Source organism: Salicola sp. AFF1 (genome assembly GCF_056783195.1).
Window position 1 is genome coordinate 1 of sequence record NZ_JBXAYL010000005.1, and the last position, 20,466, is coordinate 20,466.

Genomic DNA, 20,466 nt, shown 5'->3' on the forward strand with positions numbered 1-20,466 from the left:
ACCAGCGCACTCAATGCCTCCTGAAAGTCGCCGGAGGAGACTCCTCGCAGGTAGAGCCAGGGAATAAGCTCCTCCAGGCTCTGAGCGCGCTTGAGATACGGCGGTAGCAGTTGGCTGTTGAACCGGATCCCCGAGCCGCTGCGGTCTCTGACCTTGGGCACCTGAACCTCAACGTCGCCGACGCCGGTCTGAACGGTTCGCTTGGGCAGATGGCCGTTGCGCACTACAGCTTGACGACCATCAGGTGTGGTGACATCCGCATACTGACTCAGCATGCTCTCCAGCTCCGTTTCAACGGCCCGTGCGATCAGATCGCGGGCACCCTGGCGAATCAGCTCGTGCAGCGGGTCGTTTTGAGTCTGTTCTGGTTGTGAAAGAGCATGCAGGTTAGACTTGGACATGGCGTATCATTCCTCTGTTGGTTGTGATCTTGGCGGAGATCAACCAACAGGATACGCCACCTCTTCAGCCTGCTTCCATACACCAGAAATCACCATAACTCGACATTGGGGCGCGGTTACGATATGAAATACCGGGAGAAAGCGGCTATTGTCTCGGCTTTGACGAAAGTTGGTGTCAATGGAGATAAAGCCAAGCGGATCAGTCATGGCGCGGGTAAAAGCGGAAGCCAGGCGAGACAGGTGATTATTGACCAAGATTTGTTGGATTTTGAAATAAGCCCGAAGGGGCAGCTTCAGTTGTTTGAGCAGGTTTACAGTGAGTATGTTGAAAGGGCCAAGCGACTTTCTTTGACGAACAGGTATGCAAAAAAATATAAGAAAACTGAGTGGGGGAGTCTCAACTCAAAAATAAAGAATGTTCTTGTGGATTTGACGTATCGTGGCGATTATAGGCCGGATACCATGAAATTTCTCCAGAAGCACGTTTCAAATAATGATTTTAGTAAATTTAAAACAGAATTGGAGAAAAGGGGTAATTGGTCAAACGTGCCAGAAAATCGTTTTCAGGCACGGGTCTCCTATTTAAATGAAGGTTCAGGGTAGAGGTGTATGACAATGTTTTCATTGTTAAAGAGGGCTGGGATGATGTTGGTTATAGGGGGGGCGGCCTCACTTACTTATGCGCAACCCTATTTCCAGGTGCCAGCTGATGTCTCTGAGCTGAAAGCTGAACGTCTTAACGGCGTTATATTTCGCTATATCGAATTTTTTGACTACCCTTGTTTGCGCCTTGAAACGCTGGCCCTGAGCGAGGGGAATCTATCGGTTGATGCGCAAAAAGACATCTGCAGCCTTACTCCCAAAGGAGAAGATCCGATAACCTTTAAGAAGAATGTGACCTCTGTCGTTTCTGATGATATTAAGGTGCAAGATGTGAGTTTTTCATTTCGTGCAGAGTACGTTCTGGCCGAAGTAAGTGCGCCAATCTGCTATACCGACTGCAGCGTGAAGGTTGAAAAGACCGGGGCACTGGGCGAGGTCAAATGCGGTCCGAGGAAGCAACTCGATCTTGACGCTGAGTGAGCCCTTGCTCGGGCGTTGCGTCTTCACCCTGAGCGGTGGGCGCGGGATTGACCAAGATTTGTTGGATTTTGAAATAATCCCGAAGGGGAATCTTCAGTTGTTTGAGCAGGTTTACCGTGAATACGTGACCATAGTAAAGAATATATGTGAAAAGCCTGATGTTGTTGAAGTACACGGAAAAACAAATTGGGGTAAACTTGATTCTAAAATAAAAACGATTTTGGTGGATTTGAGGTATCGAGGTGATTATGCTCCGGAAACAAGAGCTCATATTCAAGGTTTTGTTGCGAAAAACGACGTGAAAGGTTTTGCCAAAGAAATGGCGAAAAGGAAAAGGTGGTCTGACGTTCCTGAGAATCGGTTTAGAAGTCGTTTAAAGTATCTCAAGGAAACGTAAATGTTAAGAGTGGTCGGGCAAAAGCTGAGCGTTTTGGGGGTTGCCGTTCTCACCATGGCGTCGGCATATGGCGGAGACTCGTTTTCTGTAGACCCTAATGTTTCAGAGGTAAAGAGTTTTCGGGTAAGTGGGAGTCTACTTCGTTACGTCCAGTTTAATACAGAAGGGAAATATCCTTGTTTGCGGCTTCAAACGCTGAGCTGGAGTGGGCAGTCGGCAAATATTATATCTCAGACAAACGTTTGCCGTATTACCCCTCAAGGCGGGGGGCCGGTTTCCTTAAAGAAGAATATGGCCTCTGTGGGGTTTCGTCATATGAAAGTGGAGCAAGGCCGGTTTGCGTTTAGAGTGGTGTATGCGCCTGCGGAGGTCAGTGCGCCTGTCTTTTATGCCGACTGTGAGGTGGAAGTTGAAACGACCGGGGCACTGGGCGAGGTCAAATGCGGTCCGAGGAAGCAACTCGATCTTGATGCTGAGTGAGTCCTTGCTCGGGCGTTTCACTTTCACTAAGCGCGGTGGGCGCGGGAATGAACATAGGGTAGCCCCCCGGCAGTTGCGTAACGCAGCATTGGAGGCCGCCGACCGCTTCCAGGGTCGGGGTGTGAGCACTTCCGCTGGTGCGCCTTCGGCAAAGACCTCGCCGTTGTGGAGCAGGATTATGCGGTCGGCGTACTGGGTGGCCAGGTGGAGTTCTGTTTTTTTGGTGGTTGTTGTGCCTACCGTTTCTGCTGCTGGCTCAGGCCGTGATCTTTTAGTTCCGATAGATGTTAATGAGGTTGGTACGTTTCGGATAAGTGAATCTTTTTTTAGATATGTTGTTTATGATGCCGAAGGGGGCGGCCCTTGTTTGGGGGTTCAAACATTTGACTACACCCAGTCTCCCACAGAACTCTTGTCCAAGAAGCGAATTTGCAGTGTGACTCCAGAGGGCGAAAGCAAGGTTTCTCTTAATAACAATATGCAGTTTGTTGACTTCCGTGATATCAGGGCAGATGATACGACCTTTTATTTTCGAGTGGAATATTTCCCTGCTGAGGTGAGTGCGCCGATCTTCTATACCGACTGCAACGTGAAGGTTGAAACGACGGGTGCGCTGGGCGAGGTCAAATGCGGTCCGAGGAAGCAACTCGATCTTGATGCTGAGTGAGCCCTTGCTCGGGCGTTGCGTCTTCACCCAGCGCGGTGGGCGCGGGAATGACCATAGGGTAGCCCTCTGGAAGTTGCGTAACCCGGCATTGGAGGCCGTAGACCGCTTCCAGGGTTGGGGGTCTCAGCACCTCCTCCGGTGCGCCTTCGGCAAAGACCACGCCGTTGTGGAGCAGCATCATGCGGTCGGCATACTGGGCGGCCAGGTTGAGGTCGTGCACCGCCACCAGCAGGGCAACGCCCTGGTCCGCGAGGCGTCGCAGCTCGCGGAAGATCAGTTGCTGGTGGGCTGGGTCCAGCGCCGAGGAGCATTCATCCAGCAACAGCAGTAGTGGTCCGGGTTGCTCCCAGATCTGCGCCAGCACGCGGGCGAGCTGGACGCGTTGCTGCTCGCCGCCTGAAAGGGTGGGCACGAGGCGTTCGCCGAGCTGGGCAATGTCCAGGCGGTTCAGGAGTTCGTCGATCACCCGGCGCCGCTGGGCAGTACTTTCGCGCGGGCGGCCGAGGGCGATGACTTCCCGCGCCGTCATGGGGAACTGCAGCTCAACGCTCTGGGGCATGACGGCGCGGTGGCGCGCGAGGTCCGACTGGCGCCATTCCGACAGGGCGTGTTCGCCAAACCGAACCCGGTCGGCATCCAGTTCAATCTCGCCGGCCAGTGCCCGGATCAGGGTGGATTTACCGGCGCCATTGGGTCCGAGAAGCGTCACCACCTCGCTCGGCTTCAATGTCAGCGAGAGGTCCTGGATGATGGGTTGGCCGCCAAGGTGGACGGAGATGGCGTTGGCTTCCAGTACCGGGGTGTTTTGGAACAGGGGCGTTGGTTCGTTCGGCATCATCAGGCAAACCGGTTACGCATCAGTAGAAACAGGAAAAACGGCCCGCCCAGCAGTGACATGACCAGCCCAATGGGCAGTTCCGCCGGGGCCACGACCATCCGGGCCAGGCAGTCGGCCAGAACGAGCAGGGCACTGCCGCCCAGGGCGCACGCGGGTAACAGGAGCCGGTGGCCGGCCCCGAAGAGCTGGCGCAACAGGTGGGGGATGACGAGCCCTACGAACCCGATCAGCCCGGTCACCGCAACGGCCGCGCCCACGCCCAGGGTGGCCAGTACGATGGCGCCGCGTTTGACCCAGTTTGTGGAGTAACCAAGGTGGCCGGCGACGGGCTCCCCCAGCAGGAACGCATCCAGCGGCCGAGCCAGCGCAGGTGCCAGCACCAGGGTGGCCAGCATCCAGGGCCCCGCAACCCAAAGGTCCGCCCACCGGGCGTGGGCCAGGCTGCCCATGCTCCAGAAGGTGAGCGAGCGCAGCGCGTTGTCGTCCGCGAAATAGGTCAGGATGCCGGTTCCGGCGCCAGCAATGGCATTGATGGCGATGCCCGCGAGCAGCAGCATGGCGACACTGGTCTGGCCCTGGCGCTGGGCGATCTTCCAGGCACTGAGGGTGGTGATGGCGCCACCGGCGAAGGCGGCCAGCGGCAGCGCCCATTCTCCGGCGAGCTGGGTCCAGCCCGACAGCGAGGAGCCGCCAAGCACGATCACGGCCACGGCGGCCAGGGCGGCGCCGCTGGAGACCCCGATCAGGCCCGGGTCGGCCAGCGGGTTGCGGAACAGGCCCTGGAGCAGGGCGCCGGAAACCGCCAGTACGGCGCCGGTCAGGGCGCCGAGAAGCAGCCGAGGCAAGCGCACGTCCCAGACCACGAACTGCGCATTGCTGTCCTGGGGTAACCCGCCAACCATCATGTGGAACAGCTCATGGGTGGCCACCGGGTAGGCACCGCTGGAGAGCGACAATACCGAGGCCATGGCCAGGGCGATGGCAAGACCGCCATAGCCGATGGCCGGCGGCAGGCGTTGGGCGGTATCAGCGTGCATCGGCGGTTGCCTTGGCTTGCGGTACCACGGAGGCGACCTCGGCCATTGCCTTGGGCAGCCGGGGCCCGAAGCCCAGAAGGAGCATGGCGTTGGCGCTCAGGTGGTACCCCTGGTTCCAGGCGTCGAGCTTCCTGAGCGCTGGCCAGTCGTCCGCCGCGAACTGTCCGGGGCTGGCTTCGGCGATGACGATGGCATCCGGCGCAGCGGCGAGAAAGGATTCCCGGCTGGCCGGCTTATACCCGGAGACGTCCTGCAGGGCGTTTTCAAGACCCAGCGAGGCCAGCAGGGCATCCGCCGAGGTGTCCTGGCCTGCGAGCATCAGCCCACGGTTGCCGGCGGCCAACAGGACCAGGACCCGGGCTTGGGCCTTGCCTTTCATCGTCTGGCGGATCGCCTTGATTCGCTTGGCCATGGTCTGGGTCAGCTCCTGGGCTTGGCGTTCGCGATTGACGAGATCGCCAACCCGGCGGATGCGTTCCATGGCGGCCTCGGGGGTGCGCGCCACTGGCAGCTGGAAGACGCGGACGCCGGCGTTTTCAATCCGCCGCAGCGTCTTGTCCGGCCCGGCCTCCTCCGTGGTGATCAGCCGCGTGGGCTTCAATGACAGGATGCCTTCCAGAGGGAGTGTGCGCAGATAGCCGACCTTGGGGAGCTTGTCCACGACCCTGGGTGGGTAGTGACTGGTGGTATCAACCGCCACGAGCTGGTCCGCCGCGCCTAGCGCGGCGATGGTTTCGGTGATGGCGCCGTCGGCGCTGATGGTTCTGGGTTCAGCGTGAGCCGTTGATGCGAACGTGATGAACACCAACGACCACAAGAGGGCGAGCCTTGGGGCGGTGCGTGTCATGATTCAGTCTCGTCCTGGAAGTCAACTTCCACCCAGCGCACCTTGGGGTGGCCGCTGGTGCCGGCGTCGTTGTAATAGCTGACCACCTGGAGCGCGTAGACTGGGGCCTGTTCGTCGGTCCTGTCGGTATCGATCAGGTAGACCCGGTAGTTCGGCCACAGTTGGTGCTGGCCCTCAAGGTTGTAGGCGTACCAGGATTGGTCGGAGAAGATGCCGCCGGTGGTGTCGGCGCGGTAATGGCCGGTGATGTCACCCCCTTCGGGGGTTGTGGTGGCGCTGGTGTAGTTCTTGGCCTCGCTCCAGGCCATGGGGCCGAAAACGCCCGCGTCGCCGTTGCCGGAGACGCCGCTGTTGCTGCGCAGGTACAGGTTCCGTTCCTGCACGCCCACCTTGATGTCCCAGCTGCTGGCGGTGTCGCAGTCAACACTGGCGTTGCTGTCAAAGTCGAAGCAGGCTTCGCCGCCGCTGCTTGGCAGCGTGCCCGAGAATGACGCGCTGGTGGCGAAGACGCTGTTGCCTGCGGGCTGGACGTCGAAATCGAACTGGAATTCGGCGCCGCCATTGGCGGCCGGGTAATCGAACTGGTTCACCCGGAGCCGGGCGTAGCTGTCGCCCTCGGCCGAGCGAAGCAGCCAGCCATTGTCCGGGTTGGCGGACACGGTGTGGGTCTCCCGGTTGTAGGTGTACCAGGCGTCCCCGAATTCCGTGACGACGGCGTCGCTGGTCCAGGATTCGGGGGCGCTCAGGGTGGCCAGCAGGTGTTCCTTTTCGCTGTCCGCCGTAGCGTTCAGGAAGACGCTGGCGTTGGGGGAGCCGTCCTCGGTGTAGAAGTCCGACTGGGCCACACCGACCGCGCCGGCCACATCACCGGGGCCGGAGTTGCCGCAGTTGAGTTTGATGTCGTTGCGCCGGAAAGCCAGGTGCCAGTCGGTTGAGGCCGCTGCTTCCTCGGCCGTCAGTGCCAGCGTATCGCCGGTTTCCAGGTTGAGGTAGGTGGCGCTGTCGTGGCTGCTGGCGTCCAGGCGCTGGCTGGTAATCGCGTCTTGCGGGTTGTCGCCGTTATTGCCCTCGTTGTCGGAGGGTGCGTTGTTGCTGTCGCCGTTGCAGGCGGCCAGCAGGATGGTGGTGATTGCGAGGGAGAGGGTGCTTCGCCGTGTCATGCTACTTCCTTCCTGTTGCGAATGGGGGTTAGGACGAGGGCCCAAAGTTCAGGCTCAGACCCGCGTAGATGTAGCGGCCTTTTACAAGGCCGAAGTCGTTGCTGTCGTTGAAATCCCGTTGTTCGTCGGTGATGTTGTCGATGCCCGTGAACAGCGTCAGGTGATCGCCCACGGACTGGTTGATCTTGAGGTCCGCCGTGGTAAAGCCGGGGGATTCCGCGCCGGTTTCCTGGTCCACCAGTTCGGAGCTCTGGGACCGCACCTGGACCCGCCATGACAGCCCCTGGACGGGGGTGGCGCCATTGAGCGTGAGTCTGCCCTGATGGCGGGGGCGGCGGGTCAGCCGCTGCCCGGTATCGCGGTCTTCCGCCTCCAGGTAGGTGTAACCGGCCGATAGTTTCCAGCCAGGACTGAAGCGCCAGCCCAGGGTGGTCTCAACCCCGCTGGTGCGTGCCCGGTCAACGTTGGCGTACTGGAAGACCTGTACCCCGTCGTCGCGCTGCCGGGTCGCTTCCGGGTTGGTTTCGGTCTGGATGAGCGCCTCAATGTCATTGCGGAAGCCGTTCATCTCGAACCAGGCTTTGTCGCGGTAATTCAGTCCCCAGCCCAGCTGGTAGCTGTTGGATTCCTCCGGCTCCAGGTCGGGGCTTCCGAGCACCACATACCCCAGTTCGCTGTGATCGAAGCGGTAGTGGCGTTCCTTGAGGTTGGGAACGCGATAGCCGGTGCCCCAGCCTCCGCGCAGGAATACGTTCAGGCCCTGGCGCTCCAGCAGGTCATAGCGGGCATTGAGCTTGGGCGTGGTGTGGGCGCCGAAGTCCGAGTCATGCTGGCTGCGCACGCCCACGCCCCATTCGCTCCTTTCGGTCGCGAACCAGGTGGCCTGAAGCCACCCCTCCGCGTTGTTCCGCGTTACCGTGCCATCGGATGCCAGTTCGCTAACGCCATCCTTGTATTGCTTGAGGCTGGCGCGGGAGGCATCCACGCCCACCTGAAACTGGTGGCGCGGTGTGGGTTCGAACTGGGTCCAGGCTGAGCCCTTGGAGCGTTTGTGGGTGGATTCGCGGTGATCGAAGCGCCCGGCCGGGGTATGCTTGCTGGTTGTGTCGTCCAGGGTTTCGTGCAGCAGGCTCCAGTGCCATTCCGGGCCCTGCTCGGGCTGGTGCTGGCCGGTCAGTGCTCCCCGCCAACGCTCAGCCTCTTCGTCCTTGCCGGCATCGACGGGATTACCCGGGCGGTCAAGCACATAGCGCGAGCCGGCTTCTTCCTGGAAATAGCGCAGCCGGGCGGTGATCCGGTGGCCGTCGCCCGGATGCCATTCCAGCCGTTGGTTAATGTGGGAGCGCTGGACGTCATCGCCCGGACGTGCCCAGGTGTCGGGCTCGGGGTCGACGCCAGCGGTATCCTGCCGGGATGCGGATAGACGCCCGCGCCAATTGGGCCCGCCCAGCGACAGCGACGCCTCGGCGCTGTTCCTGGCCAACTCGCTCGCCGAGCCGCTTGGGTTCTGGTCCCCATAGGTGCCCCCGTCCACCGTCAGGGATCCCCCCACGCCTTCCGGGATGGGGCGGGTGATGATGTTGACCACCCCGCCCATGGCGGCGCTGCCGTACTGCGCGGATACGGCGCCCTTCACGATCTCGATGCGCTCAATGTTGAGGGTGCTGAGCTGGCTCACGTCCATTGAGGACCCGGTCGTGGCGGTCATGGGCAGGCCGTCGATGAGCACCCGTACCCGGTTGGCGTTGAGCCCCTGCAGCCAGACTTCCTTGCCGGATTTGCCATGGATATTGCGCAGCATGAGGCCAGGCACGTTCTCCAGCGCGTCGGTCACCGTTCGGGCATGGGTCTGGCGCAGTGTTTCATCCGGGACCACCTGGGTCCGTACGGGCGTCTCACTGATCTGCCGGGGCGTGCGCGTGCCCGTTATCACCAGTTCATCGAGATAGAGCGCCGGATTGTCCGGTTCCGGTGAGGGGGAATTAGCGGCCGCTATTGCGGGAGCGAGGGCGGCAGCGACCATCACTCCTGGAACAGCACGGGCGTGGAGAAAGCCTCTTGGGGGCCGGTTCGGCATTGCGCCCTCCGCTGACATGAAATCGAATGAGACGAATTATCATTAACATTAATCAAGAGGTCAACAGGTCTGTAGGGGCGATGGTGGGTGGCAGCGGACGACAGTTACGGGAGAGAGGGAGCGATGAGGGTCGTCAGGTGGCTTGGAATGATGCTTGAGGAAGAGCGGTGGGTGAGCTTATGCCTTACATTGGATCATTCCATAGTCTTTGGTAGTGCTGGCATGTACTTTCAAAGCCAGGAGACCGGTACAGAAGGTACGCTATAAAGGAAAAGAGAAGGCCAAGTAAAGTAACTGCTGTATGAGACTTTTGATCTGATATCAAATCCCACGTAGAAATTATTATTAGACCTATAATAATAATATGGTTAAAATGTCTTAGAAATAATTTTGGCCATTTTTTCCCTCGCGTAATCATGAACGTGGGGTGAACTATAAGGAATATAAATAAAGCTAGAAATACCATTTGTGATAGAGCCTGAACCTCAGGGGTTACATGGTTGAAAAAGACACCAAGGGCGCTTCCGGTAAATATTGCTGAGCTTAGTATCATGCTCATCACGGCGGCAATCGAATTTGTAATGCCTGACGGCAATAGTTCCGCCAGACTTTTAAGTGTTGGCCGGCGATCATTATTGTTAGTCATTTTTCAGTAACCTCATAAATGCCAATCGCCAAATTTCGAACGCTCCCGCTTGTTGCGCTGCCAGTAAAAGATAGAGTTGCACCGATTGACTCCTTAATTTGAGCGATCGTTTTTTGTTGGACTTGCTCGGATGTCAACCGCTTTGGGTATTTTCCGGCGCGCCGCATTGCTTTTATCATTGCATTGGAAGCTGTTGGGTGATTGGATCTGATGATTTCGGTTGTAAGCCTTTTTCGCTGAGCTCTGGTTAATCCTTCAAGTGCCTGTTTTACAGACAACCCTTGCCGTTGAAGTGATTTGACGGAACGCACAGTTGTCAGTCCGGAGCCAGCCGCCCCTCCTAGCGATATGATATCTAGCGCAAATACTGTTGTACGATACCATTCCTGACTATCAAGCCAGTCATTAGTGGCCGGAGAATAGACTTCATTCACCGTTCGAATTGCGCCATTCCAGCATTGAGCAGAGCTTGCGATTGCGGCTGAATAGCTAAGGAAGGTTAAGGCGGAGCTTGTTCCTGCTGAAAAAGGGACAGCAGTAGCGCTGCCAAATACAACGACCCAGCCTAGAACTGCAGCACTACAGGAAAGCCCTGTATTTAATGCCTCCATGATAGTGCGTGATTCTCGGGGGTTACTGCGAATCTCCGCAGCATGTTCCAAGGCGGGAGAGGCTATGTCAGATCGTGGTTCTTTAAGGACCACGATGATTGGTTTGGTGAAACAGAGGGGCTTAAATGGTCTCAGCTTGACCCGGTTTCCATCGGCATCGAAATATACGATCCCAGCACCTACCAAAGCTGGATCTTTATCAATAGCAGAAAACAGTTTCTTTTTATCAAGCGTTTGGTCAAGCTTCTGTCGAAGCCGTTTTTCAAAGATAGGGTTAGAAGGCTGGAGTGCAGTGCCCATCGGTCATTCCTCCTTGAACTTAGGTTATCCTTTCACAGCGTGTACCTTTGGCACGGCTAGAGTGGATACTACCAAAAATGTGTTTGGTTTCAAAGACGTGAACGATAGGAGACGGGAGAGGTTCAAAAAGGCAAAGACGAAAGGGGCAGCTTGATCCTGATAATGGTGGAGTCGTTTTCCAGCGGGCGAGGAAGGACGAACATCAACAGTTTGGAGTGACCAGCGAGGGCAGCTCTGGCTGCCCTCGCTGGTCGTGCTGGCGCTTTATTCCTTGTCAGCGTTTTCCAGGTACTGATAGAAGTCCGAGTCGGCGCCGAGCATCAGGGTCGTGTTGTCGCCGATGGTGTCTTTGTAAGTCTCCAGGGTTTGCAGGAAGGCGTAGAATTCCGAGTCCTGGCCGAACGCATCGCCATAGATCTGGGTGACCTGCGCATCCGCATTGCCGCGGAGCTTCTTGGCTTCCATCTCTGCCTCGGACTGGATGGTCTGGAGTTCCTTCTGCATTTCACCCAGAATTTCCTCGCTGCGACCACGCCCTTCCGAACGGAACTTCTCCGCGATGGACTGGCGCTCGGAAATCATGCGGTCTTCCACCTGTTTGCGCACGGAGTCAATGTAGTTGACCCGCTTGATGCGGACGTCTTCAAGCTTGATGCCGTAGCTGGGCATCTGTTCCTCGGCCACGTCCAGGATTTCGCGCTCCAGCTCCTGCCGGCCCCGGTCGGGGCTGAGCTCCAGGTCCACGTCCTCGCGCTGGGCGACTTCATCCTCAAGCTCTTCGGTGTCCACGTCCCAGTCTGATGAGCGTACGATCTCTTCCAGCTGGGCACCGGAGATTTTGTCCCGCACTACGGAGTCGAGAATGTCATCGATGCGCGTCTGGGCGCCGGCTTCATCCCGAACGCTTTCCATGAATCGCCGTGGGTCTTCGATGCGCCAGCGCGCGGTGGTATCCACGATGATGAATTCCCGGCCACGGGTCGGGATTTCCTCAACATCGCCGTCCCAGGCCAGAAGGCGTTTATCGAAACGGCGGACCTCGTCGATCAGCGGGACCTTCCATTTCAGCCCGGGCTCGGTGATGGCTTCGCCCTGTATTTCACCAAAGCGCACGATAAAGGCCTGTTTGGCCTGGTCTACCACAAATACCGCCGACGAGCTGACCAAAACGACCACGAGAACCGCAGCGGTGAGAACAATCCCTGCAATACTGGTGTTGGTTGTCTTCATTGTGCGTTACTCCCTTGCTTGGCTGACTCGCGCAGGTGATACAGCGGCAGAGGGCTGCCTTGCCCGTTTTTCTGAACAACGAAGATCCTGTCTGCCTTGGGCGCGACTTCGTTGATGGTTTCAAGGAAGAGCCGCCTGCGGGTTACCTCGGGGGCGCTGCGGTACTCATCCAGAATAGCGTTGAAGCGCGCGACCTCGCCTTTGGCACGGTTCACGCGCTCCACGGCGTAGCCCTCGGCCTCGGAGATGGTGCGCTTGGCGGCGCCCTTGGCCCTCGGGATACGCTTGTTGCGCTTTTTCTTGGCCTCGTTGATCATCCGCTCGCGCTCCTGGCGGGCCTCGTTGACGGCATTGAAGGCCGGGCGCACGCGCTTGGGCGGGACCACGTCCTGGAGCTCCACCGTCTTGATGGTCAGGCCCGAGTCGTAGCGCTTCATGATCTTGCCGATTTCTTCAGTGGCCTGGCTTGCGATGTCCACGCGCCCGGTTGTGAGGACCTTGCTGCCGAGGCGGTTACCCACCAGCCGGCGCATCACCGATTCCGAGATATCGCGCAGTGTGCGCTCGGGCTGACGCAGCTGGTAGAGGTACTTGATGGGGTCCTGAATGCGGTACTGCACGACCCAGGAAACATCCACGATGCTCAGGTCACCGGCCAGCATCTGGCTCTCGGCCTGGAAATCCGCGTTCGAATACCGGCTGCGTGAGCCCTGGCGCCCCGTCGTTCGGAAGCCGAATTCCTGCTTGAGCACACGCTCGGTGGCGACTTTCTGAACCGTGTCGATGCCGAAGGGAAGCTTCCAGTGCAGGCCCGGCCCGACCTGGTACTTCACTTCGCCGAAGCGTTTCACAACGGCCCGCTCTTCGGGCTGAACGGTGTAAAAGAGACTCCACGCTCCAATGAGCAGCAGCAGCGCGATGATGCCTGCAACAATAAGCTTTGGTCTGGCATTGATGTCCATTGCCCAATCTCCTTACTTGGATGGATCGATGGTTTCGCCACCGGCAGTGTCCATGCCACCAGCTGGCAGCACGGTGGCTGAGCGGGTGGGTGGGAGGATGGCGGTCCGGGCCATCATGTCACGGGGATCATCGTTTGTCTTTAACCGTTCGGCATCCGCTCAAGGGTGGTTCCCAGGCCGCCGGCCAAGGGCTATTCGCCTGCCCGAAAGCGTGGCGATGAGATCAGGCAATCCGCTGTGCTCTGATTGGAGGCCATGGGAATGTTCCACAGCGTGGCCAGGCGCAGCAGGGCACGTACATCAGGGTCGTGAGGCATCGGCTCCAGTGGATCCCAGAAGAAGATGAGCATGTCGACGTCGCCCTCCGCAATGCGCGCCCCGATCTGTTGGTCGCCGCCATGGGGGCCGCTTTCAAGGCAGGTGACGGCAAGCCCGGTCTGGTCCGCGATGAGCTGGCCGGTGGTACCGGTACTGATCAGCGTCAGCTCTCTCAATTGTTCCGCATTGGTCTGGACCCATTCCGCCAGGGCGGGCTTGCGGTGGTCGTGCGCCACCAGCGCGATGGTGCGGATTGGCTTCTGCATCAAATCTCTCCCCTTTTTGGGTAGCTCACCTGTTCAATAGGGATGAGCTCCCTTGTTTTCAGATTACCACAAGAGTCTGACAGGCCGGTTTAATGGGGAGGAATGTCTTTACTGTTCATTTGAGAATAGTTATTGTTTGCGCACCAAGACGGAAAACAGAGGAATGGTTTTATGAAACACCGCACGGTCACAACGTTCAGGAGTGCACTTCTGGCCGCAACGCTGGTAGCACTGCCGCTTACCGCGAGCGCAGATGGGAAAGTGGGCGATCATGTGAATCATCTCAAGTCGAACCTCGACACCTATGAGAGCGATGTGAGCCGCTTTGTTGAACGTGTTGACACAATGGTGGGGCAGTATTCGGAGCAGGGCGCGGACGCTGTGGAGACCGGGGCATTGATTGAGCTCTGGGAAGAGGTGAAGATTCATGCCGCTGTCGAGGTCAACTACGCTCCCGTGTATGCCAAGATCTGGCAGGGCATCTATGGTATGAAAGAGGCGATTGATCAGGAGAAGGGCCTCGAGGCGGTGCGCGCCGAGCAGAAAGCACTGAAGTCCGCGCTGTGGCAGGGGCTAGGAGCCGTGAAAATGGCGGCCCGGCACCAGGCGAAAGGTGGGCATTCCGAGCAGTCCAGCGAGTCTGAGGGAAGTGCCAGCGCCACGGTGGACCAGATCGTCGCCAACCTGGATGAAGTGACGGTGGAGCATGCCGAGGGCGAGACCAAGGAAGCCACCGAGCTGGTCCACGACACCTACATGGAACTGTTTGAGGGGATTGAGGGCGCGCTCATTGAGCAGGATGCCGAGCTTGTTGAATCACTGGAGAAGGACTTTAATGTGACGCTCCCCCAGCTGGTGGAGAAGGGCGCGTCTGTGTCTGAGGTGACCGATCAGGTTGAGGCTATGAAGGAAAAACTGGCACGGGCCCGGAAGCTGCTTAAAGAGGCGGAAGAGAGCCAGGGCGATGTGTTCTGACGTGACCCGTCGTGATCTGTTGCGCGCCCTGGGCGCGCTTGGTGCCATGGGCGCTTTCCCCTTGCCCGGCCTCGCGGCCGGCAAGGGGCAGGCGCCTTTTTCGGTTGAGTCCCTGCCACCACTTGAAGGCGAGCTGACCCTGTATCTGGGGCGTGGCGAGGGCGGTCTCTATGAAGACGTGATCAACGCCATCCGTGATCGCAATCCGGGCCTGTCGCTGCAGGTGCGTCGTGGGCCCACCGTAGCGCTGGCCAACACCATTGTGGCGGAAGCCGAGGCCGGTGCCCGTCAGGCGGACCTGTTCTGGGCCGTGGATTCCGGCTCCCTGGGGCTGGTGAACGACGCCGGGCTTGCCACGGCCCTGCCCGAGTCACTGGGAGAGGGTCTGCGCGAGGGGTTCCATTACAGTCACTGGGTTCCGGTTTCCGGGCGCATCCGCACGCTGCCGTTCAATACCGAGCGTTTAAGCAGTGACCGCATTCCCCAGGACATCATGAAGCTGCCGGAAACCGGGCTGACGGTTGGTTGGGCGCCAGCCTATGGCTCTTTCCAGTCGTTTGTCACCGCCATGCGCTTGCTGGAAGGCGAGGCGGCGACACGGGAATGGCTGCTCAGCATGAAGGATCAGGCCCGCCAGTACGCGGGAGAATTCGGGGTTGTGATGGGCGTTTCCCGCGGGGAAGTGGACGTGGGTCTGGCGAATCACTACTATACCCTGAGGCTGAAGGCTGGCCAGCCGGAGGCGCCTGTGTCGCTTGCCATGACGCGCGATGACGCGGGCTCGCTGCTGAACGCCTCCGGCGCCATGGCGCTGACCGAGCGCCCGGTCGCCCTCAACTTCATCCGCTATTTGCTGACGCGTGAGGTGCAGGAGTATTTGGCCCGGGAAGCCTATGAAATCCCGATGGTGGACGGCGTGACGTTGCCCCAGGGGCTGCCCGGGCAGGATCGCATCCAGCCGCCATCGCTTGAGTTGACCCGTCTGGCGGATATGCGCCCGACCCTGGACCTGATGCGAGATACCGGCGTTCTATGAAGCGCTGGCCGGTGTCCTATGGGCTGGCGGCGCCCGTGGCGGCGCTCGCGGTGCTTCCATTGCTGGTCCTGCTGGATCTGGCGTCGGGCGCTGATACCCTATGGGATCCTCACTGGTTCAGTGTGCTCGGGCAGTCATTGGCCCTTGCCGGGCTGACGGTACTCGGCTCACTGCTTCTGGGGGTGCCGCTGGCGGTGATGACCGCCTATGTGCGGCTGCCCGCGAGAGGGCTCTGGCTGCCATTGCTGGCGGCGCCGCTGGCGATGCCGAGCTATATTGGGGCCTTCACCTTCTATGCCGCCTTCGGCCCCGGCGGTGAGATCGAGGTGCTGACCGGTATCCCCACCCCGGAACTGCGCGGGCTGACCGGGGCAGCCGTGGTCATGTCGCTGTACACCTTCCCTTTTGTGCTGCTTACCACAAGGGCGTCGCTGCGCGGGCTGGATGCCAGTGTTCTGGACGCCGCCCGAACCCTGGGGCTTTCGTTGCCCGAGGCCCTGTGGCGGGCCGTTCTGCCGCGCGTGCGGCGGGGTATCGCCGCGGGCGCCCTGCTGGCGGCCCTCTATACACTGTCGGATTTCGGAACGCCGGCCATCATGGGCGTGGACACGTTCACGCGCGTCATCTTCGTTGAATACAACGCGTTCGGGCTCAGCCAGGCGGCCATGCTGTCGTTGCATCTGCTGGTGATCGTGGGCCTGATCCTGTTCCTGGAAAGCCGCTTCGGCACAGAGCAGGAACGCCCGGGCCGGACCCTGGTGCTGACACCGGGCGCTATGGCCGGGAGTGGTATGATGGCAGTGGCGCTGCTGGTGTTCGCCCTGGCCGTGGGGTTGCCCCTGGGGCTTTTCGGCGTCTGGATCGCGCGCGATGGTCTGGCCGGTTTTGACCCCATGACGGCGGTCAATTCCGCCTGGGCGGCCGCCCTTGCTGCGCTTGGCGCCGTGTTGCTGGCCCTGCCGGTGGCCTTTGCCGCGTTGGCGGGGCGGGCGGGCCGGACCATGGACCGGATAACCTATCTTGGTTTTGGGGTGCCCGGGATCGTGATGGGCACGGCGCTGGTTCACCTCGGACTCAGGGTTACGTTTCTTTACCAGACATTGTTTCTGCTGGTTCTGGCCTATACGCTTCGGTTTCTGCCGCTGGCCGTGGGGGCTGTCCGTTCCACGGCGGAGCGGCTGGACAACAACCTGACCCATGCTGCGCGCCTGCTCGGGGCCTCCCGTGGCGAGGCGTTCCGGCGGGTAAGCCTGCCGCTGACCGTGCGTGGCGTGGTGGCCGGGGGCGCCCTGGTCTTTCTCGAGGCCATGCGCGAGCTGCCGGCAACGCTCATGCTGCGCCCCACCGGCTTTGACACTCTGGCTACGGAACTGTGGCGGGTCTATGAGGCGGGCTATTTCGGGCGCGCTGGCGTGCCCGGGCTGCTCCTGGTGGTGATTTCCGGGGTAGCACTGGTTCTGATGGTCAGTGGGGAACGGGGGCTGAAAACCGGCCTGACAGAAAACAAGGGGTAACGATGCTTGAAGTACGCGACCTGAGTGTTGCCTATGGCCAGACCCGGGTTCTGGATGACCTGGCGTTCCAGCTGGGGGCGGATGAGATCCTCATGCTCGTGGGCCCCACAGGTTGTGGCAAGACGACGGTCCTGCGTGCCCTGGCCGGGCTGGTACGCCCCAATGCGGGCGAGATTGTCCTGGGCGATAAGCGGATCACCCCCAAGCGGGATCTGCCCCCGGAAAAACGCCGGGTTGGCATGGTCTTTCAGGATTTTGCCCTGTTTCCGCATCTGAGCGTCATCGACAACGTGGCGTTCCGCCTGAATGATCGCACGGCGGCCCATGAATGGCTGGACAGGCTGGGGCTGACGACGCTGGCGGATGCCATGCCGGAACGGTTGTCCGGTGGCCAGAAGCAGCGCGTGGCCCTTGCCCGGGCACTGGCCCACGAGCCCCAGCTGATGCTTCTGGATGAGCCCCTGTCCAATCTGGATGCCGCGCTCAAGGATACCCTGCGCTGGGAGATCCGGACGGCCCTCAAGGAAGCCGGGGTGCCGGCGATCTGGGTAACGCATGACCAGGAAGAAGCCCTTTCCGTGGGGGATCGTCTGGGCGTTCTCAACAATGGCCGACTGGAACAGCTGGACACACCGGAACGGTGCTTTAGCCAACCCACCAGCCGGTTCGCGGCGCGTTTCCTGGGAGAGGCGGCCTTTGTGCGGGGGCGCCGGGAAGGCGATCTCGTGATGACGCCTCTGGGCAACGCGCCGGCGCGAACGCCGGGGTCAAGTGGAGAGCCCGTTGATCTCCTGGTGCGTCCGGATGACCTTACGGTGGTTCCATCCCAGGAGGGCAACGGCGTTGTGGAGTGGCGCCGTTATGAAGGGGAGTCACGGCTTTATGCCATCCGCGTGTGCGAAGGCGAGCCCCTGAGAGTGCGCACCAACCATGAGCTGGACCTGGCCGTGGGGGCTCCCGTGGACCTTCGCATCAGTTCCGAACACCCCCTGGCCGCATTTGCCGCTGAAACAGCGCCCGCCTGAATGGGACCCAGGCTGCCCTGACCAGACCCGCTGTCATAAAAAATTCATATTCGGACATTTCAGGATTGATTGATACAGCCGCTACCCTTAAAAGTAGCAAAAACAATCATCCTGAAAGGTCCGGAGTGCTATGATCCGAAGCAGTATTGCCCGCCAGGTGCTGGTGGCCATTTTGGTGGCCAATGTCGCCGTTGCTGTTGTTGCCGGTGCGTACCTCAGCTACTCCCTCAGCGTGACCGAGTCGTTTTCACGCCTTACCTCCCAGGATATGAGGGCGGCTACGGAAGCCCAGAGTGTGCTTGCTGATTTCAAGACCCAGGTTCAGGAGTGGAAGAACGTACTGCTGCGAGGACACGACCAGAGTCAGCGTGAGAAATACTGGTCTGACTTCAAGGAGCGGGAGGCCAGCATCCAGGAAAGTCTGGATGAGTTGTTGCCCCTGGTGTCGGATGCCAAGGCCAGGGATCTGCTGCAGCGGTTCCAGAAGGCGCACCGGCGGATGGGTGACGCCTACCGTGAGGGCTACCAGTCTTTTGTGGACTCAGGGTTTGACCATACCGAGGGCGATGCGGCCGTTCAGGGCATTGACCGTGAGCCCGCCCGGTTGATCAACGAGGCCACGGAGCGGATCCGTGAGGTTGCTTCCGGGGAAGCGACCGATCTGGCGACCAGTGCCCGCTCCACAACCTTGTGGGCTGGCTCGGGGCTCTTGATTGCCGTGTTGCTCGGGACCTTTATTACGGCCTTTATGATCAACCGGCAGGTGATTCAGCCCACACGCCTGATCGCCGGGCAGCTGGAGAAACTGGGCGAGGGCGAACTCGGGGAGAGGGCTTCGCTGGAGCGCCAGGACGAACTGGGCCGGCTTGCAGAGGCGGCGCGAAAACTGCACGACTTCCTGAACGAGATCCAGCAGGTTACCCGCACAAACGCGGCGGATCTGACCACGATCAAGGAGACAATCGGCTCCGGGGCGAGGGATGTGGCGGAACGCTCCGAGCAGGCCCGGCAGCGGATTGACCAGATGGCTACGGCCATGAACGAGATGGCCTCGACCGCGAGCGAGGTGGCCCAGCATGCCGCCAACGTGTCCACGCGGGTGGATGAGACCACCTCGGAGACGGATCATGCCAACCGCAATATTGCGACGTCTGTTGAAAGCATGAACCGGCTCTCGGAGCAGGTGCGGTCAACCTCGGAGACGGTTGTGGCACTGGCGGAGAACAATAAGAAGGTGAGCAATGTGATGAAAGTGATCCGCGAAATTGCGGATCAGACCAATCTGTTGGCGCTGAATGCGGCCATTGAAGCGGCCCGGGCCGGGGATGCCGGACGCGGGTTCTCCGTGGTAGCGGATGAGGTCCGCAACCTGGCCGGCAAGACCCAGGAGGCGACCGGCGAGATCGATGAGATCGTCAACAGCATTGCCTCCGGATCCGACGAGGCCACGGAATACATGAAGGCCAGCGAGACCGTGACCGAGGAGTGCGTGCAGCAGGTCACGGAGGTTCAGCGGATTATCTCAGACATCAATGCCCGTATGAACGAGGTACGTGATGAGACGACCCAGGTGGCCACGGCGGCGGAAGAACAGACCAGCACCAGCGAGGAGATCAACCGCAACATCACGGAAGTGACGGAGCTGGCCGAGGCCATGAATGAGGCGTCTGATGCCAACCTCAAGACGATCCCGGAGCTGGAGTCGATGGCCGCCAGCGCCACCAACCTGGCCAACCGGATCCGGTAACGCTCGGCTGGGAGCTCAGCTCCCAGCAGGCTCGGGAAGCAGCTCCTTGAGCGCGGCGTGAATCCCCGGGCTCGTGATGATCAGGTCCCGGCCCCAGAGGTCTTCGGGGTAGCCGTCCGGCACTTGTGAGAAATGGCCGCAAGTGGCACCTGCTTCCAGTGCAATCAGCCGGGCGGCGGCAAAGTCCCAGGGGCTGACGCTTTCGTAGTAGCCGTCCAGGCGCCCGCAGGCCACCCAGCAGATGTCTGCCGCGGCGGAGCCGATACGGCGGATATCGCGGCACTGGGTCAGTACCCGCTCCAGGCGCCGGATCAGCGTGGGGATCTGCTCCTTGCCATAGGGAAAGCCGGTGGCAATCAGGCTCTGGCGCAGGTTGGTGGCGCCAGACACCTCGATCGGCATGCGATTGAGCCATGCCCCCTGGCCGTGGGTGGCCATAAAGGTTTCCCGCTGGAAGGGGCAGTGAACCACGCCGGTCCGGACCCGGCCCTGTTCCGCATAGGCGATGGAGACCGCCACCTGGTCATGGCCGTAGGCGTAGTTCACGGTGCCGTCGATGGGATCGACAATCCAGAGCGGGGTATCCAGGTTCTCGGCCTGGGTGAGGTCCGGCATGGCCTCCTCGGACAGGATCCGGTGTTCCGGGAAGCTGGCCTGGATGTGCTGCGTAATGAAGGTGTCCGCCTGAATGTCCGCCTGGGTCACCAGCTCGGTGGCGTTCTTGTAGTCGTGCTCCAGCCCGCCCTGGCGGCGTTGCTGGATAATCAGCTCGCCCGCTTGCTGGGCGGTTTCCTCAGCGAATTCCGTGATGGCGGTCAGCTCGTTGTGCATGGAGGCGCGGCCCCTCTG

21 protein-coding genes are annotated in these 20,466 nt (G+C 60.2%); 10 read left to right on the forward strand and 11 right to left on the reverse strand.

Features of this window, described 5'->3' with window-relative positions:
• On the reverse strand, window positions 1-401 hold a 401-nt coding region (locus AC1RQI_RS04445), incomplete at its 3' end, for a transposase (RefSeq protein WP_481903820.1).
• 123 nt (window positions 402-524) lie between these two features.
• Here AC1RQI_RS04445 and AC1RQI_RS04450 point away from each other — a divergent pair.
• From AC1RQI_RS04450 to AC1RQI_RS04470, 5 genes are all read left to right on the forward strand, one after another.
• A complete protein-coding gene (locus AC1RQI_RS04450; RefSeq protein WP_481903821.1) occupies window positions 525-1,004 on the forward strand; it encodes a lysozyme family protein in 480 nt (159 codons plus the stop codon).
• A 39-nt stretch (window positions 1,005-1,043) separates the two neighbouring features.
• The gene (locus tag AC1RQI_RS04455) at window positions 1,044-1,484 is read left to right on the forward strand and encodes a hypothetical protein (RefSeq protein ID WP_481903822.1); all 441 of its coding nucleotides are present in this window, start codon (window positions 1,044-1,046) and stop codon (window positions 1,482-1,484) included.
• Window positions 1,471-1,881, forward strand: a complete 411-nt coding sequence (locus AC1RQI_RS04460) for a lysozyme family protein (RefSeq protein ID WP_481903823.1) — start codon at window positions 1,471-1,473, stop codon at window positions 1,879-1,881. Before AC1RQI_RS04455 ends, AC1RQI_RS04460 begins: the two co-directional genes overlap by 14 nt.
• Complete coding sequence (locus tag AC1RQI_RS04465) at window positions 1,882-2,361, forward strand: hypothetical protein (protein ID WP_481903824.1); 480 nt, start codon at window positions 1,882-1,884, stop codon at window positions 2,359-2,361.
• A 220-nt stretch (window positions 2,362-2,581) separates the two neighbouring features.
• Window positions 2,582-3,028 (forward strand): hypothetical protein, encoded by a 447-nt coding sequence (locus AC1RQI_RS04470; RefSeq protein ID WP_481903825.1) that lies wholly within the window; start codon window positions 2,582-2,584, stop codon window positions 3,026-3,028.
• Here the strand turns inward: AC1RQI_RS04470 and AC1RQI_RS04475 are convergent.
• From AC1RQI_RS04475 to AC1RQI_RS04515, 9 genes are all read right to left on the reverse strand, one after another.
• Entirely contained in the window at window positions 2,985-3,866 is an 882-nt protein-coding gene (locus tag AC1RQI_RS04475) for a heme ABC transporter ATP-binding protein (RefSeq protein ID WP_481903826.1), read from the reverse strand. The genes AC1RQI_RS04470 and AC1RQI_RS04475 overlap by 44 nt on opposite strands.
• On the reverse strand, window positions 3,866-4,903 hold the full coding sequence (locus AC1RQI_RS04480; RefSeq protein WP_481903827.1) for a FecCD family ABC transporter permease: 1,038 nt from the start codon (window positions 4,901-4,903) through the stop codon (window positions 3,866-3,868). The genes AC1RQI_RS04475 and AC1RQI_RS04480 overlap by 1 nt, the downstream gene beginning before the upstream one ends.
• Window positions 4,893-5,750 carry a heme/hemin ABC transporter substrate-binding protein gene (locus AC1RQI_RS04485; protein WP_481903828.1) on the reverse strand — a complete coding sequence of 286 codons (858 nt, stop codon included), beginning with the start codon at window positions 5,748-5,750 and terminating at the stop codon, window positions 4,893-4,895. Before AC1RQI_RS04485 ends, AC1RQI_RS04480 begins: the two co-directional genes overlap by 11 nt.
• A complete protein-coding gene (locus AC1RQI_RS04490; protein WP_481903829.1) occupies window positions 5,747-6,910 on the reverse strand; it encodes an HmuY family protein in 1,164 nt (387 codons plus the stop codon). The genes AC1RQI_RS04485 and AC1RQI_RS04490 overlap by 4 nt, the downstream gene beginning before the upstream one ends.
• Before the next feature lie 28 nt (window positions 6,911-6,938).
• Window positions 6,939-8,987 carry a TonB-dependent receptor plug domain-containing protein gene (locus tag AC1RQI_RS04495; protein ID WP_481903830.1) on the reverse strand — a complete coding sequence of 683 codons (2,049 nt, stop codon included), beginning with the start codon at window positions 8,985-8,987 and terminating at the stop codon, window positions 6,939-6,941.
• Between the two features lie 642 nt (window positions 8,988-9,629).
• Entirely contained in the window at window positions 9,630-10,544 is a 915-nt protein-coding gene (locus AC1RQI_RS04500; RefSeq protein WP_481903831.1) for a hypothetical protein, read from the reverse strand.
• A gap of 264 nt (window positions 10,545-10,808) precedes the next feature.
• Complete coding sequence (gene hflC, locus AC1RQI_RS04505) at window positions 10,809-11,774, reverse strand: protease modulator HflC (RefSeq protein WP_481903832.1); 966 nt, start codon at window positions 11,772-11,774, stop codon at window positions 10,809-10,811.
• A complete protein-coding gene (gene hflK / locus AC1RQI_RS04510; RefSeq protein ID WP_481903833.1) occupies window positions 11,771-12,736 on the reverse strand; it encodes an FtsH protease activity modulator HflK in 966 nt (321 codons plus the stop codon). The genes hflC and hflK overlap by 4 nt, the downstream gene beginning before the upstream one ends.
• A gap of 191 nt (window positions 12,737-12,927) precedes the next feature.
• Complete coding sequence (locus AC1RQI_RS04515; RefSeq protein ID WP_481903834.1) at window positions 12,928-13,320, reverse strand: methylglyoxal synthase; 393 nt, start codon at window positions 13,318-13,320, stop codon at window positions 12,928-12,930.
• 171 nt (window positions 13,321-13,491) lie between these two features.
• On the opposite strand from AC1RQI_RS04515, the gene AC1RQI_RS04520 reads away from it, so the two are divergent.
• From AC1RQI_RS04520 to AC1RQI_RS04540, 5 genes are all read left to right on the forward strand, one after another.
• Entirely contained in the window at window positions 13,492-14,295 is an 804-nt protein-coding gene (locus AC1RQI_RS04520; RefSeq protein WP_481903835.1) for a hypothetical protein, read from the forward strand.
• A 1-nt stretch (window position 14,296) separates the two neighbouring features.
• Window positions 14,297-15,331, forward strand: a complete 1,035-nt coding sequence (locus tag AC1RQI_RS04525; protein WP_481903836.1) for an ABC transporter substrate-binding protein — start codon at window positions 14,297-14,299, stop codon at window positions 15,329-15,331.
• On the forward strand, window positions 15,328-16,845 hold the full coding sequence (locus AC1RQI_RS04530; RefSeq protein WP_481903837.1) for an ABC transporter permease: 1,518 nt from the start codon (window positions 15,328-15,330) through the stop codon (window positions 16,843-16,845). Before AC1RQI_RS04525 ends, AC1RQI_RS04530 begins: the two co-directional genes overlap by 4 nt.
• 2 nt (window positions 16,846-16,847) lie before the next feature.
• Window positions 16,848-17,870, forward strand: coding sequence for an ABC transporter ATP-binding protein (locus AC1RQI_RS04535; RefSeq protein WP_416633296.1), 1,023 nt, complete (start codon window positions 16,848-16,850; stop codon window positions 17,868-17,870).
• Between the two features lie 130 nt (window positions 17,871-18,000).
• On the forward strand, window positions 18,001-19,617 hold the full coding sequence (locus AC1RQI_RS04540; RefSeq protein WP_481903838.1) for a methyl-accepting chemotaxis protein: 1,617 nt from the start codon (window positions 18,001-18,003) through the stop codon (window positions 19,615-19,617).
• Between the two features lie 15 nt (window positions 19,618-19,632).
• Here AC1RQI_RS04540 and AC1RQI_RS04545 read toward each other — a convergent pair whose 3' ends face one another.
• Window positions 19,633-20,448, reverse strand: a complete 816-nt coding sequence (locus AC1RQI_RS04545; protein ID WP_481903839.1) for an inositol monophosphatase family protein — start codon at window positions 20,446-20,448, stop codon at window positions 19,633-19,635.
• Window positions 20,449-20,466 lie beyond the last annotated feature (18 nt).